This window comes from Borreliella mayonii, from assembly GCF_001945665.1.
GTDB classification, from domain to species: Bacteria; Spirochaetota; Spirochaetia; order Borreliales; family Borreliaceae; genus Borreliella; species Borreliella mayonii.
The window spans coordinates 840,177-855,812 of sequence record NZ_CP015780.1; the positions used below are offsets into that span (position 1 = coordinate 840,177).

General features: G+C 29.1%; 11 protein-coding genes and 1 pseudogene. All 12 read left to right on the top strand.

Annotated features, from left to right (window positions below; translation table 11 throughout):
• Nucleotides 1–110 precede the first annotated feature (110 nt).
• The 12 genes and pseudogenes from mutS to Bmayo_RS04095 all read left to right on the top strand — a co-directional run bounded on the left by mutS (nt 111) and on the right by Bmayo_RS04095 (nt 15,618).
• Complete coding sequence (gene mutS, locus Bmayo_RS04040) at nt 111–2,699, top strand: DNA mismatch repair protein MutS (protein ID WP_075552435.1); 2,589 nt, start codon at nt 111–113, stop codon at nt 2,697–2,699.
• Between the two features lies 1 nt (nt 2,700).
• Nucleotides 2,701–3,322, top strand: a pseudogene (locus Bmayo_RS04045) (ComF family protein).
• 101 nt (nt 3,323–3,423) lie between these two features.
• Complete coding sequence (gene rimP / locus Bmayo_RS04050; RefSeq protein WP_075552436.1) at nt 3,424–3,861, top strand: ribosome maturation factor RimP; 438 nt, start codon at nt 3,424–3,426, stop codon at nt 3,859–3,861.
• Between the two features lie 13 nt (nt 3,862–3,874).
• Nucleotides 3,875–5,323 carry a transcription termination factor NusA gene (gene nusA, locus Bmayo_RS04055; RefSeq protein WP_075552437.1) on the top strand — a complete coding sequence of 483 codons (1,449 nt, stop codon included), beginning with the start codon at nt 3,875–3,877 and terminating at the stop codon, nt 5,321–5,323.
• 2 nt (nt 5,324–5,325) lie between these two features.
• Nucleotides 5,326–7,905, top strand: a complete 2,580-nt coding sequence (gene infB / locus Bmayo_RS04060) for a translation initiation factor IF-2 (RefSeq protein ID WP_075552438.1) — start codon at nt 5,326–5,328, stop codon at nt 7,903–7,905.
• Between the two features lie 23 nt (nt 7,906–7,928).
• A complete protein-coding gene (gene rbfA, locus Bmayo_RS04065) occupies nt 7,929–8,291 on the top strand; it encodes a 30S ribosome-binding factor RbfA (protein WP_075552439.1) in 363 nt (120 codons plus the stop codon).
• Between the two features lie 2 nt (nt 8,292–8,293).
• Nucleotides 8,294–9,145 (top strand): tRNA pseudouridine(55) synthase TruB, encoded by an 852-nt coding sequence (truB, locus tag Bmayo_RS04070; RefSeq protein ID WP_075552440.1) that lies wholly within the window; start codon nt 8,294–8,296, stop codon nt 9,143–9,145.
• Nucleotides 9,146–9,313: 168 nt separating this feature from the next.
• Entirely contained in the window at nt 9,314–9,580 is a 267-nt protein-coding gene (rpsO, locus tag Bmayo_RS04075; RefSeq protein ID WP_075552441.1) for a 30S ribosomal protein S15, read from the top strand.
• 14 nt (nt 9,581–9,594) lie between these two features.
• On the top strand, nt 9,595–11,763 hold the full coding sequence (gene pnp, locus Bmayo_RS04080; RefSeq protein WP_075552442.1) for a polyribonucleotide nucleotidyltransferase: 2,169 nt from the start codon (nt 9,595–9,597) through the stop codon (nt 11,761–11,763).
• A 6-nt stretch (nt 11,764–11,769) separates the two neighbouring features.
• The gene (locus tag Bmayo_RS04085; protein ID WP_075552443.1) at nt 11,770–13,290 is read left to right on the top strand and encodes a ligand-binding sensor domain-containing protein; all 1,521 of its coding nucleotides are present in this window, start codon (nt 11,770–11,772) and stop codon (nt 13,288–13,290) included.
• Entirely contained in the window at nt 13,265–14,554 is a 1,290-nt protein-coding gene (locus Bmayo_RS04090; RefSeq protein WP_075552444.1) for an LptF/LptG family permease, read from the top strand. Before Bmayo_RS04085 ends, Bmayo_RS04090 begins: the two co-directional genes overlap by 26 nt.
• Nucleotides 14,551–15,618 (top strand): LptF/LptG family permease, encoded by a 1,068-nt coding sequence (locus Bmayo_RS04095; RefSeq protein ID WP_075552445.1) that lies wholly within the window; start codon nt 14,551–14,553, stop codon nt 15,616–15,618. Before Bmayo_RS04090 ends, Bmayo_RS04095 begins: the two co-directional genes overlap by 4 nt.
• The last annotated feature ends 18 nt before the right edge of the window (nt 15,619–15,636 follow it).

Below are 15,636 nucleotides of genomic sequence, written 5' to 3' on the forward strand. Positions count from 1 at the left end.
GTATAAAATATTGCTTTTAGAGTCTTTTTATCATTTTATATTCTTTCTTTTTAATTGAATTATATTTATTTTATAATATCAATTGTAATTCAATATTATTTAGGAAGCATATGAAAAAAAATGTTACCCCAATGATGAGGCAGTACTTAGATATCAAGAAAAAATATAAAGACGCTATTCTTTTTTTCAGAGTAGGAAGTTTTTATGAAATGTTTTTTGATGATGCAATTGAGGCAAGCAAGCTTCTTAATTTAACATTGACAAAAAGAGAAAATGTTCCAATGTGTGGTGTGCCTTACCATACTAGTAAGGAATATATAAGAAAATTAATTTTATTTGATAAAAAGGTTGCAATTTGTGAACAAGCCTCTAATTCTACTTCTGTGGGGCCTTTAGAAAGAGAGGTTGTTGAGGTAATAACCCCAGGTGTTATTATTGATGAAGATTTTTTAAATGATGATGTTAATAACTATTTAGTTGCTATTAGTGATTATAAAAATTATTATTCGTTTTCTTATATAGATTTATCTACTTCTAGTCTTGGGATAATGTTTTATGAGAATAGTTTTATTGAAAAGCTTAAAAGGGATCTTGAGAAATACTCTCCTAAAGAGATAATAGTTTCTGAAAATTTTTATTATGAATATTCAGAGAAGCTTAATCTTAGTCGGTTTTTAATTAATAGAGTGCCCACTTGGCATCTTGATAAGGATGTTGCAATAAAAACAATAAAGGAGCATTTTAACATACTTGGATTGAGCCCTCTTGGATTTGATGAAGAGAAGCCTTATTACATTTCAATTTTTCTCATTATAAATCATATAAAAAATAATTTAAAAAATTTATTAAGCAATATTGATAAAATAGATATTAATAATGATTCTTTATACATGTTTCTTGATGATGTAACTCAAGTTAATCTTGAACTTGTAAAAAATAATAATGATTTTTCTTCTCAATATTCATTATATTCTGTGTTAAATGATTGCAAAACTGCAATGGGAAAAAGACTTTTAAGAGAATATATTTTAAATCCAATTTTAAATATTTCTGAGATTAATACTAGACTAGATCATGTTGAATTTTTTTGCAAAAATATTAGCTTAACTATGGCTTTAAGGGAAACTTTTATTAATATATGGGATATTGAGAGAATAATATCTAGGATTCAAATGAAAAGATATATTAAAAAAGATTTTTTATTTATTGAAAAAGCTCTTTCTGTATTTTTTACGGTAAAAAGGTTATTTGACAAACATAATTTTGATTATTGGAATTTTGATAAGTTTGAAGAGGATAGCATTTCTAAGGTTTATTTTTTGATCAATAGTGCAATTTCAAGCTCGCCCGATGAGCTTATTAAAAGAGGTTATGATTTAAAGCTTGATAGCTTGAAAGATTTAAAGATTAATGCAAATAAATATATTGATGAATATCTTGAATCAGAAAAATTTCTTAGCAAAATCAATAACCTAAAGATTAGAAAAACTAATAATAGGGGATTATTTTTTGAAGTTACAAAGAGTAATTATGCTCAAGTGCCTTCGCATTTTATAGAAAGCCAAGCTTTAAATTCTTCAAAAAGATATAAAACAGAAAAACTTATTTCTCTTGAAGCGGATATTAATAATGCTGAAGACAATGTGGTTGCTTTTGAGCAGGAAATTTTTGATGAAATAGCATCAAATGTTGTTAAGCATAATAAAGTTCTTAAAAAGGTTGCAGAATTTTTTGCATATATTGATTTGGTTGTTAATTTTGGTTATTTGGCAAAAAAAAATGAATATGAAAGGCCTGTGTTGACATCTGGTAAAGAAATTTTTCTTGACAAGTCTCGTCATCCTGTTGTTGAGCGCTATGTGAAAAACACTGAAATCTTTACTGAAAATTTTGTAAGGATTAATAAAGAAAAGCATTTTTGTTTAATTACTGGCCCTAATATGGCAGGTAAATCAACTTATTTGCGTCAGGTGGCTTTAATTACTTTAATGGCGCATATAGGTTCTTTTGTTCCAGCTTCTAAGGCTGTAATAGGTATTACAGATAAAATTTTTTGCAGAATTGGAGCAAGTGATAATATTGCCAAAGGGGAATCCACTTTTTTGGTTGAAATGAATGAAACAGCTAATATTTTAAGAAATGCAACAGAAAAGAGTTTAATAATTATGGATGAAGTTGGAAGAGGTACTAGTACAAATGATGGGCTTGCTATTGCTTATTCTATTATAGAGTATATTTTAGAGTATATTAAAGCTAGAAGTTTGTTTGCCACACATTTTCATGAGCTGTCGTCTATCAATCATAAAGCTTTTATTAATCTTTCAATGAAAATTGAAAAGCAAGGCAACGATCTTGTTTTCTTAAGAGAAGTTGAAGAAAAGCCATCTCTTAATTCTTATGGGATTTATGTTGCTCGTATAGCGGGACTTCCTTTAAGGGTAATAGATAGAGCCAATGTTATTCTAGAAAGTTTGGTGGGCAGAAAGGGTAGCTCTTGTTTAGAGTTTTTTCCCTGTGTTTCTTCTGATGGTAATGATAAAGAGGTCTTGAAAGATGACACTGATGTTCATGTTAAATTAAATGAGTATTTAGAGTTAAAAAATTTTATTTCTAGCATAGATATTAATAATATTACCCCTTTTCAATCAATTGAGCTTTTAAATCAACTTGTTTTAAAGGTTGTCTCTCAGTCCAGTTAGTATGCGCTATTTAAATGTTCTAAAGAGTATATTTTTGCCTTTTTGTATTTTTTGTGGAAAAAGATATGTATCTTCTAATGCTCTTTGTGATCAATGTAAGTCACTTTTTAATTTTGAAATTAAATTTGATGAGAATTTGATTTATTTTTTTGAATATAAAGAGCATTACAAATCTTTAATTTTGTCTTATAAGAGGGATGCTCAAAAGTCAATTGGTAGATTTTTAGCAAGTGGAATTGCTGAATGTTTGAATAATTTGATTTTGATCAAATAGTAACGGTTCCTTGTAGTTTTAAAAGAAAATTATTTTATGGTTTTGATCATATGGAATACATTGGTATTTTGTTAAGCCGTTTTGGTTTTAATTATATAAATATTTTTTCAAGAAATTATGGAAAAAGTCAGAAGTTAATGAAAGGAAATCTCAGATTTAAAAATCTTGAAAATAAAATTAAATTAAGATCAAAATATAAAAATTTTCAATTTAAAAAGATTGTTTTGCTTGATGATATTGTTACCACAGGAGCATCTATGTGTATTTGTGAAGACCTTATTATGCAATTGGGAGCTGCTTATAAAAGATGATAAAGCTTTCGTTGGCTAAATCTTATACTTTGGCTTAATGTTGACATTATTTTTGCTAAGTGTTAACCTTGACTTAAGGTTTAGTTTATGTATTTAATAAGGTTCTTTTAAAAGAACCTTATTATTTTTAGGAATACAGTTGATTAAATATTTTGACAAAAATAATGAAGTTTTTAATTTGATAAAAGATTTAACAGGACGGCTAGATGTTGAAATATTAGAAATTAATATCTTTAGAAATAAAAATAATGGAAAAATTCAAATAGTTCTTTATAGTAAAAATTTTTCCTTAGGTATTGATTTGTTGGCTGATTTGCATAAGATGATTTTATTAATTTTAGAAGCAAATCTTAAATATAGTTTTATTTTAGAACTTTCTACTCCAGGAATAGATAGAAAAATAAAAAGTGACAGAGAGTTTGAAATTTTTGAAGGCAAAAAGATTAAGTTGATGCTAGATAATGAATTTGAAGAGGGTTTTATATTGGAGTCAAAACCAAAAAGTTTTATTTTTAAAACAGATAGCAAAGAAGTAAATGTTTTTTATAGTGATGTTAAGAAGGCTATATTAGTTTAAGGAGGAATTTTGGATGATAAAGGGCACGGGGCATATGATTGTAAACATTGCAAATGATCGCGGCATGAGTATAGATTCTATTAGAAAAACAATTAAAGAATCAGTATTGATAGCTTATAAAAAGTATTTTGGAAGTAATGAGAATGCTTTTATTAATTTTGATGATGATACAGGAGATTTGTCTGTTTATGCAAAAAAGAAAATTGTAAAAGAGGTAAAAGATTCTTTGCTTGAAATATTAGAAAAAGATATCTCAAAGGAAAATATTGTAGAAGGCGATTATGCTTATATTGAAATTAATCCTAAAGTTTTTGATAGGCTTTCTATTCAAGTTGCAAAACAAAGAACCAAAAATGACTTGCAAGGAATTGAGGATAATGAGATTTTATCGGAATTTAAAAGCAAGTTGAATAAAGTTGTTATTGGGTATGTTCAACAAAATAGAAATGGCGATCTTTATGTTAATCTTGGCAATACGGATGGTATAATTCCTAGGAAGTATCAGTCTCCAAGAGAAGTTTATAATCTTAATGATAAGATTAGGGTTTTAGTTTATAATGTCAAAAAGGGTAAAAATGGCATTGAAGTTATTCTTTCTAGAACTCATCCAAAGTTTATTGAAGAGCTTTTAGCGCTTGAAATTCCTGAAATTGAAGAAGGCATTATTAAGATCCATAAAATAGTTCGTGATCCTGGTTACAGAATTAAAGTCGCTGTTTATTCTGAAAAAGAAGAGATTGATCCTGTTGGTCCTTGTATAGGACAAAAAGGAGTCAGAATTCAATCTATAATTAAGGAACTTGAGGGAGAAAAAATCGATATTATTCCTTATAGTAAAGATATTAAAGAATTTATAAAGGATTCTTTGACTCCTTCAAAGATAGAGCATGTTTATATTATTGACGAGGATTTGCATAAAGCTTTAGTAGTTGTTAGTGATGACCAACTTTCTCTTGCTATAGGTAAAATGGGTCAAAATGTTAGACTTGCTAATAGACTTCTTGACTGGGCTATTGATGTTAAAACTAGTAGTCAATTTGCAGAAATGAAAGCTAATTCAGAGTTTAAGCAAGAAACACTTGAAATGTTTGATAAAGTTATGCAGGATGTTGTTGAAGAGGAGCAATTTGAAGATATAAGCAAAATAAGTGATCTTAAATTACTCGATTCTTCTGTGATTTCTAGTTTATCAAAAGAGGGGCTTGATGATATTAACAATTTTTTACAAGCAGATGAGGGAGTGCTTTTTGATCTTGGTGTAAGTTATGAAAAACAAGAAGAAATTAACAAAATATTAAAAGAGGGGATGATAATAATTGCTAATGACAATGATGAGTCTATGGAAAAGGTAGAAGAAGATGAGGAGCTTCTTTGTCCTGAATGTGGTGTTGTTATTAATGAAAATATGACCTCCTGTCCGGGTTGTAAAATAGGGCTTAGTTTTGAGTTTGAGGAGGAGTAGGTTTGTCGAAAAATATTGATGATATTAAAAATGAAGATGGCAAAAAAATTAAGATTATTAAGTTAAAAAAGAAGGTAGTAAAAATTGTAACGCATAATGATTTAAGCGGTAAAAATGATTCAAATATTTCTGTTGATTTGCATAAGCACAATAACAAAACTGAATATTCGCAAAACAGAGATAACAGAGGTGAATATTTTCAAAATAGAGACAACAGAACTAGTGGGTATTCTCAAAGCAGAGACAATAGAACTGGCGGGTATTCTCAAAGCAGAGACAATAGAACTGGCGGGTATTCTCAAAGCAGAGACAATAGAACTGGCGGGTATTCTCAAAACAGAGACACCAGAACTGGTGGGTATTCTCAAAACAGAGACACCAGAACTGGTGGGTATTCTCAAAGCAGAGACAACAGAACTGGTGGGTATTCTCAAAACAGAGACACCAGAACTGGCGGATATTCTCAAAACAGAGACACCAGAACTGGCGGGTATTCTCAAAACAGAGACAGTTTAGCCCCTCAATATCAAGGTTCAGCAAAGAAAACATATGTTGCCAAAAATAATTCTCAAAATAAATATACTACCTCTATGTCTTTTAGAAGAGTTATAAAAACCAAAGTTCCTGTTATTGTTAGCAGCACATCTTCATCAGATTCTGAGAATAGCAAGGAGTTAAATCGTAAGCTTGGCGAGAAGAAAAAGCAGCAACAAGAAAGTCAAAAAAGCTATAAGAGAAAAAAAGCAGAAACTGAGAGCAAAACAATTGAACAAAAGGTTTTTGAACAACTTCAAAAAAAGAAAAGAGAAAATTTAGCTAATCCTATTCCAAAGTCAATTGACATTATGGGCAGCATTACTGTTTCTGATCTTGCAAGAAAGATGAATTTAAAATCTTCTGATTTGATTGCTAAATTAATGGCTTTGGGCGTAATGGTGACTATTAATGAAAAGATAGATTCTGATACGGCAACTATTTTAGTTGAAGAATATGGTTCAAAAGTTAATGTTGTTTCTATTTATGATGAAACGGTTATAGAAGAAGAAGTGGAAGATCAAAGTAAAAGAATTGAAAAGCCTCCTGTTATTACAATAATGGGTCATGTTGATCATGGTAAGACCAAGCTGCTTTCTGTGCTTCAGAATATAGATATAAATCAAACAGAATCTGGTGGTATTACTCAGCATATTGGAGCTTATACTATTGTTTATAATGATCGAGAAATAACATTTTTAGATACTCCTGGTCATGAAGCTTTTACTATGATGAGAAGTCGTGGGGCCCAAGTTACAGATATTGTTGTTCTTGTTGTGTCAGCAATTGATGGTGTTATGCCCCAAACTATTGAGGCTATTAATCATGCAAAAGAAGCAAATGTTCCAATTATTGTTGCTATAAATAAGATTGATTTGCCAGATTCAAATCCCGATAAGATTAAACATCAGCTTTCAGAATACGGATTAGTATCTGAAGATTGGGGAGGGGACACTATTTTTGTGTTGATTTCTGCTCTTAAAAATATAGGAATTTCTGAACTTCTTGATATGATTCTTTTGCAGTCAGATATGATGTTATTAAAGGCAAACCCATCTAAAAGAGCTATTGGAAAAGTGCTTGATGCTAAGATTGATTTGGGGCGCGGAATAGTTTGTTCTGTTATTATTGAAGATGGGACCCTTTATGTGGGAGATTCTTTTGTGGGTGGAGCGTGCTATGGTAAAGTTAAGGCATTAATTAGCGACAAGGGTGTTTCTGTTAAGAGTGTTGGACCTGCTAAAGCCATTAGTGTTTTAGGATTTTCTTCAATGCCTCAGGCTGGGGATCCTTTTCAAGTAACTAAAACTGAAAAAGAAGCAAAATTGATCAGCTCTAAAAGGCAAGACCTTAAAAAATATGAATCTTCCAAAAATGTAAAAAAAGTTACCATGTTAAATCTTTATGATTCAATCAAAGAAGGAACGCTTAAAGAGCTTAAAATAATTTTAAAAGCAGATGTTCAGGGCTCAGTCGAAGCTTTAAAGAATTCTCTTGAAAAATTAACAAACGATGAGGTTAGAGTAAGAGTTGTGCATGCATCAGCAGGGGTAATAACTGAAACAGATATTAGCTTTGCTTCAGCAAGCGATGCTATTGTTATTGGATTTCATGTAAGGCCTACTGCAAAAGCTCAGGTACTAGCAGATCAGGAAAAAGTTGAGATTAGAAAGTATAATGTTATTTATGATGCTATAAATGATGTTAAATCAGTTCTTGAGGGGATGCTTGAACCAGACGTTGAGCAGCAGTTTATTGGTTTTGCTGAAGTTAGAGCTGTAATAAATGTTCCTAAAGTTGGGGTAATAGCTGGCTGTTATGTTTCTCGGGGACTAATAAAGCGAGATGCGATTACTAATGTAATGAGAGATGGTTTGCAGATTCATTCTGGTAAAATTTCATCTTTAAAGCGATTTAAAGATGATGTTAAAGAAGTCGCTGAGCAATATGAGTGTGGTATTGTGATTGATAATTATGCTAATATTAAAGAAGGAGATATAATTGAAGCATTTGAGGTAAAAAAGGTAAAAAAATCTTTTAAAGCTTAGTATTGTTTTATTTATGTGTGTTTATGTATAAGAATATAAAAAAGTTTAAACTCGAAAGTTTTATTGCTCAAGAAATTGGCAATTTAATAGTAAGTGGGGAGATTAAAGATCCCAGAATTCATTCATTTTTAACCGTGATTAAAGTAGAATTTTCAAAAGATTTAATAAATGCCAAAGTGTTTGTGGGCTCTATCAAAGAAGGAGCTTCTTTGGATAATGCAGTTAAAGCTTTAAATAATGCTAAGGGATTTATTCAAAGTCAAATTATTAAGCGAATTAAAGTTAGAAGCACTCCTAAATTATTATTTTTTAAGGATGATTCTCTTTCTAAGTCATTTTATGTTAATAAGTTAATTGAAGGATTAAATACTACAAGAGAGAATTAAATTTGGAAAATGGATTCCTTTTAATTAATAAAGAGCAAGATAAAACTTCTTTTGAAACTCTTTTCCCTATAAAAAAATATTTTAATACAAATCGTGTTGGACATGCTGGCACACTTGATAAATTTGCAAGTGGAATTTTGATTGCTCTTGTAGGAAAATATACAAAGCTTTCAAGTTATTTTACTTCTTTAGATAAAGAGTATGTAGCAGAATTTAGATTTGGATTAGAAACAGATACTCTTGATCCGAATGGGAGAATAGTTAATAAAACGGATTATATCCCTAATTTAGAGGATATAGATTTAAAACTTAAAGATTTTGTAGGAGAGATTTATCAAAGTCCCCCTAGATTTTCTTCTGTTCATATTGATGGTAGCAGGGCTTATAAACTTGCTTTGAATGGAAAGTTTTTTGAAATTAAAAAACGAAGAGTGACTGTTTATGATATTCAAAGATTAAGTTATGATTTTACTTCTTCTTTGCTTAGTTTAAAAATTAGTTGTTCAAAAGGCACTTATATTAGGAGCATTGCAAGAGATTTGGCTTATTCTCTAAATTCTTTTGCGTATGTTAGCAATTTAAAAAGAACTAAAGTAGGTATGTTTAGATTAAAAGATTCCACATTGTGTGGAAATTTGAGCAAAGCCTCTTTAATTAGTCTAGAATCTTTAAGAAGTTTTTTTGAAAAGGTTTACATTGATTCTAATAAGATAAATCTTGTTAAAAATGGTGCTTATGTTGAAATTAAAATTAATATTAATGAATTTAAGATTTTAAAATCCAGAGAAGGAAAAATATTAGCAGTAATTCAAGGAGTGGGTTTAAATAAATATAAATATATTATTATATTTTAATTTTATATTTATTTTTTAAGCAATTTAATATTTTTTCTTAAAAATAACCTGAAAAGGATAAATTGCTTTTGTTATTTTTAAGAAAAAATATTATAATCTATCATAGTAAGTTTAAATTATGGCAATAGGTTTGTTAGAGCTTTGTTATAATGGTATAGGAGTTGCTTTATGATAGATAAAAAGCAAAAACAAAAAATAGTTTCTGATTTTGGAAAAAATGAAAGTGATACTGGTTCTGTTGGGGTTCAGATCGCACTTATTACAGGTAGAATAAAGTATTTAACTGAGCATTTAAAGATAAATAAAAAAGATCACAGTTCAAAAAGAGGCTTATTAAAGTTGGTAGGGCAAAGGCGAAGTTTATTGCGGTATTACCAGAAAAAAGATTTAGAAGCTTATAGGATGTTGATATCTAAACTTGGTCTTAGAAAATAAAAAGAGGTTGAATTTTGAGGAAAATATTAAAGTTGAAAATAGGTAGAGACGAGTTAGTGTTTGAGACTGGATTTATGGCTAAGCAGGCTAATGGATCGGTTCTTGCAACTTATGGAGGATCTTCGGTTCTTGCAACTGTTTGTTGTTCAAGCAATGTGAGAGAAGATTTAGATTTTGTTCCGCTTTCTGTTGAATATAATGAGAAATATTATGCAGCTGGTAAAATTCCAGGAGGATTTATCAAAAGAGAAGGAAAGCCAAAGGATAAAGAAATACTTGTTTCAAGGCTAATAGATAGGCCAATGAGACCTCTTTTTGATAAAAGATTTGGTCGAGAAATTCAAGTAATTCCTACGACCTTAGCCACAGATCAGCTCAATCCTCCTGATGTTGTTGGAATGAATGCTGCTTTTACGGCAGTTTTTTTGTCAGATATTCCTTTTAATGGTCCAATTGCAGCTGTTAGAATGGTTTATTTGAATGGTAAGTTTATAGTAAACCCTTCATTTGAAGAGATTCATAATTCTGATCTTGATATTGTTGTTGCTGGAAGTTTAAATGGAATTACTATGGTAGAAGGTGGTGCTAATGAGGTTAGTGAGGATATTTTGCTCTCAGCAATAGACGGTGCGCATGAATATATTAAACAAATTTGCAATGCTCAAAAAGAATTTTTAGATATTGTAGGCAAGAAGGAAAAACTTCCTTTAGCTTTTGAAGAAAAAATATTTGAATTTAAAGAGGAGCTTAGAGATTTTATTTATACTGACCTTAAAGAGGCTTGTTTTGTTAAGGGAAAGCTTAATAGAGATAAAGCTATAACTTTGCTGCGAAATAAATCTTATGAGCATTTTTATTCTCTTGAGAAATTGACCGATAGCAATGAGTCTCTTTTTCATAAAGCTTTTGATGATTTTGAGAAGGAGATTGTTAGAAATTCTATTCTTAACTACAATATTAGAACAGATGGTCGAGCTCCTGATGAGATAAGAGATATTATTGCGGAAGTTGATATTTTAAGTAGAACGCATGGATCTGCACTTTTTACAAGGGGAGAGACACAAGCTTTAGCAGTAACTACCCTTGGTACAAGCATTGATGAGCAAATAATGGATGATATTGATGGCGATAAGCGTCTTAATTTTATGCTCCATTACAATTTTCCTCCATTTTCAGTTGGTGAGACTGGTAGACTTATGACTGGTAGGCGTGAGATTGGTCATGGTCATTTAGCTCAAAGGGCTTTAGAATCAATGGTTCCTGAGAAAAACGATTTTCCATATACTATTAGGGTAGTTTCTGAGGTTTTAGAGTCTAATGGATCTTCTTCAATGGCTACTGTTTGTGCTGGGAGCATGTCTTTAATGTCAGCAGGGGTTCCTGTTAAGGGGCAAGTTGCAGGAATAGCCATGGGGCTTATTAGCGAAGGGGATAAATATGTAGTTTTAAGTGATATTCTTGGAGAAGAGGATCATTTAGGCGATATGGACTTTAAAGTGGCTGGTACAAAAAATGGAATTACTGGATTTCAAATGGATATTAAGATTGAAAATGTTACTAAAGATTTAATGAGGGATGCTCTTGAGCAGGCAAGAATAGGTAGAATACACATACTATCTATTATGAATACTGTAATTTCGAATTCAAGAGTTGGTATATCTAAGTATGCTCCCAAAATTGTTCAACTACAAATTGACATTGACAAGATATCTCTTGTGATAGGATCTACTGGAAAAACTGTTAAGGCTATAACAGATGAATTTGAAGTTAAGGTTCAAATTGAGCAGAATGGAAAAATTATTCTTTTCGGGGATGATGATTTTAAGATGCAAAAGGCTAAAGAAAGAATAGAGAGTATTGTAAGAGAACCAAAAGTAGGCGAAATTTACGAAGGAACTGTTAAAAAGATTAATAGCTTTGGGGCTTTTATTGAACTTACTCCTGCAAAGGAAGGGTTTTTAAGTACTCGTTTGAAACCTAGAGACAGTAAGTATGGTTCTGGAAGATTTGGGAATGGTAATAGATATTCTAGATTTGGCAGTGGCGCAGACAATATAAGAGGCAATACAGGGTTAGTTCGACCTCCAAAATTAGAAGAAGGACAGCGAATTAAAGTTAGAATAATTGATATAGATAAATTTGGAAAAATTGATCTTGAAATTGTTAGAGATAAAGATTATTAAAATAGTATGAAATTTGTTTTGAATAATTTATTTAAAGCTTATCCAATATGTTTTGTCTTGTTTTTTTCCTGCCTTACTACAAATAGATCTATTCAAGATTCTAATATTAGCGATCTTAGTAATTTTGTAGAGAAGCAAAAAGAAGCAGTCATTATTAGTGATAATAATGTTGTTAATGAGAGTAAATTTAAAAAAGACTATTTGATAGGATTAAAAGATAATGAATCTTTCTTCTTTAGTGATGCTTTTCTAAAAGAAAATAATTTTTATTTTAGAAAAGCTAGAGAAAGTTATGCTAAAAAAAATATTGGCTTGACAAATTATTATTTAAATAAAATAGTAGTTAATGAGAATCAGCATAATAGAGAATTACTAGCTAAGGCGAATTTGTTTTTTGGGTATGTAAATTATGAGAATGGTTTTTATGATCTTTCTGAATATAATTTTGACCTCTTTTTAAAAGACTATAAATATTCTCATGCTAGTTTAAGATCAGCTGAGTTGAAATATCTTGTTAAAGAAAAATCAGATGCAATTTCTGCATTTAAAGAGATTAATGAATTTTCTATCTCAGGTTATGATAAAGAGATTTATGATTTTTTAAGTAATAAACTTGGAGTAAGTCATTTAAACTTAGAATCTTTAGGATTTCTTGATAATAGCGTTTTTGACGCATTTGTCTTTAATGATAATATATTTGTAACTAATATATTGGGGGGGCTTTTAAGATATAATATTAAAAAAAATGATTGTAGAGTTTATATTAAGGATAAAAAGAGCATTTTTTTAAATGGTATTAGAGGTTTTGCAGATTATAATGGAATAATTTATATTGGTGGGAAAAATGCTGTTTATTATATAGATGATGTTGATGGAGATTTAAAGCAAATAAATGTTCCCGGTAATGCTGATTTTAGTAATGTACAAGTTTTGCTTGGTGTTAAAAATGGAATATTTGTTGGTACTCTAAATTCTGGGTTATGGTTTTATGATTTAAAAAATTGGAAAAATATACCGCTTGGATCTAATAAAATTTCTTCGCTGTGTTTTAATAGTTTAAAGAATTTATTATTGGTTGGAACGGTTGACAAGGCTATTTATAGTATTAATATCGATAATTTTAAAAAGATCGAACATTTGAATTTTTTTAGCAAAAATGATAATGAAAAAAATATTAATTTTATAAAAGAATATAAAGATAATTATTTTGTTGGAACATATGGTGGAGGTCTTTTTGAATTAAATTTAAATAAAAATAGCTATAAAAAGCACGTTATTGCCAATAATATTGATGTTAATTATTTCATGGATATGGAGATTAAAGATAAAAAGTTATTGTTTGCAACCTTTGATCATGGGTTATTGATTTATGATTCTGAAAATGACAATTGGGATTATTTTGGACCCAATAATGGACTTCTTAATTTGAATTTAATAAAAGTTTCTAGATTTGAAAATTATGTTATACTAGGTACTCTTAATAACGGTTTGGTTTTTGTAGATGAAAATATTAAAAAACAGTTATGAGTCTTACATAATTACTGAATTTTTTAAATATTTTTTAATTACGTTTTTATTTTTCTTTTTCGTATTTTTTATAAATCAAATTTTATTCTTTATGAGAATACTTCTTCAAAATTATGTTCCCTTTTTTAAGGCTTTTATTTTTATTATATATTCTCTTCCCATGGTGATTGCACTTTCTCCCCCTTTTGCTTCTTTGATTTCGGTAATTCTTACTATTCATAAATTCAAGCTTCATAACGAAATTTTAGCTTTTCGTTCAATTGGCATATCAGTTTTTGATTTACTTTTTCCATTTTTTAAATTGGGAGTAGTTATTGTTTTTGTATCTTTTATATCTAATGATATTTTGCTTCCACTTGGATCTATTGGTAGGTTGAAAATTTTTAATGAAATAAAAGAAGAAGTTCCCCATTTAGTATTAAAGCCTTATTCAAGCAAGCAGTATGGAGATTTAATTTTTGTTTCTGGTGAGAAATCGGAAAATGGTTATAAAAATGTAACTTTTTTTGATAACACTAGGCTTAAGGGTTTTGATAGAATATTTATGGCAAAAAATCTTGATATTAGAAAAGAAAATTTTCAAGTGTATTTTATTTTAGATGATGTTCTATCTATTGCTTTAACAGACAGTGAGAGTGGATTTTATGATTATTTTTATGCAGATAAGATGAAATATTCAATCGATCAGGTTACATTTAGTGATAGTTTTTTATTAAATTATGTAACTCCTTCCCAAATGAGTATGAGGGATGTTATAAGATTAATTAAAAAGCAAAATAATTTAATTGCAGATTCAAATATAAAAAATAATTTAGAAGGAGACTTTTTAAGTTTAAATTTTTCAAATCTTTATTTAAATTATTTGTACAATCAAAACTATTATATGGATGAATATTATGTGTTTGAAAATTTAAACTATATGTATAATTTAAATTTAAATTTTAAACCTTATCAAGATAAAAGCATGAAGCAAAATTTGGCTTTGTTTAATCTTGAATTTTATCAAAAAATTAGTTTGCCACTTTCAGTTCTATTTTTTATTTTTTTGGCTTTTTCAATGGGAATGTATTCTAATAGAAAATATTCCATTATTCTTGAGCTTGTAATTTCAATTATTGTTTGTGTTTTTTATTGGGTAATGTTTATTGGGGGGAAAGTTTATACTGTGCAGTATGCACCAAATCCTATTATTGTTACCATTTTGCCCAATTTAATTTTAATTATTGCAGGAGCAATTCTCTTTTTGAGATTGTTGAAAAAATGAAAATAGATAAGCTTTTTGTAAAAAGCATCATTTTGACTTTTTTATCCATGAACTTACTTTTCATGATTTTAATTATGCTTGGTGATTTATTTGTCAATCTTCTTAATTATCTTGAAAAGAATATTGGCTTTAAGGATATTCTTTATATTTATTATTTGTATTTGCCAAAAGCGTTCTCAGATGGAGTGGTTTTATCTTTTCTTTTTGCTATTTCTAACCTTATTGGTAATCTTTCTATGAGAAATGAAATAATAGGTCTTTTTAGTTGTGGAGTTTCACTTACCAGAATATTAAGATCAATCATTTTGATTAGTGTATTTATTTCAGTTGTTCTTTTCTTTTTTGATAATTATTTAGTAATAGATACCGTAGCAAGAAGAGATATTCTTATTAAGAACAGCATTGGTAATACTGGATCTGGCGATAAAACTATAATAATCAGAGATCTTGCTAGAGAAATTTACAATATTAAATCTTATGATATTGATGAGAATGTTTTTTTTAACTTAATGATTATAATTAAAGATAGTGAAGATGAATTTCAAGCAAGGTACGATATAAATAAAGCTGAATGGAAAGATAATAAATGGAAGCTTTATGGTATTAGAGAGTTTGTTAAGGTTGGTAAAAAAATTGAGGAGAATGCCTACGATGTTCTTGATGGAACAGGAATTATTAAGCTAGCGCCTGATTACATAAGAACTGTGATGCTTTCGTCAAAGGCATTAAGTTTTACCAAACTTATTAATTGGATAAGTTTTCTAAAAGCCGAACGTTTAAATTATTCTGATGCATTGTTTGATTTATTAAATAGGGTATTCTTTTCATTTAGATTGATTCTTCTTAGCTTTACTGTTGGGTTTATTGCTCTTGCTCTTAAAAAAAATATTTTTATACTCAGTTTATTAAATAGCATTGCTTTTGCTGTTATTTATGTCATTTCTATTGTAATTTTTAATTTTTTAGCGGATCTTGGCTATTTGCACATATATATAGCAAGCTCTTTTACAACTGTATTTTTTTTGATTATCAATTTTTTTGTTTATAGGGTTGTTAGGAGATAATATATAATAACTATTTTG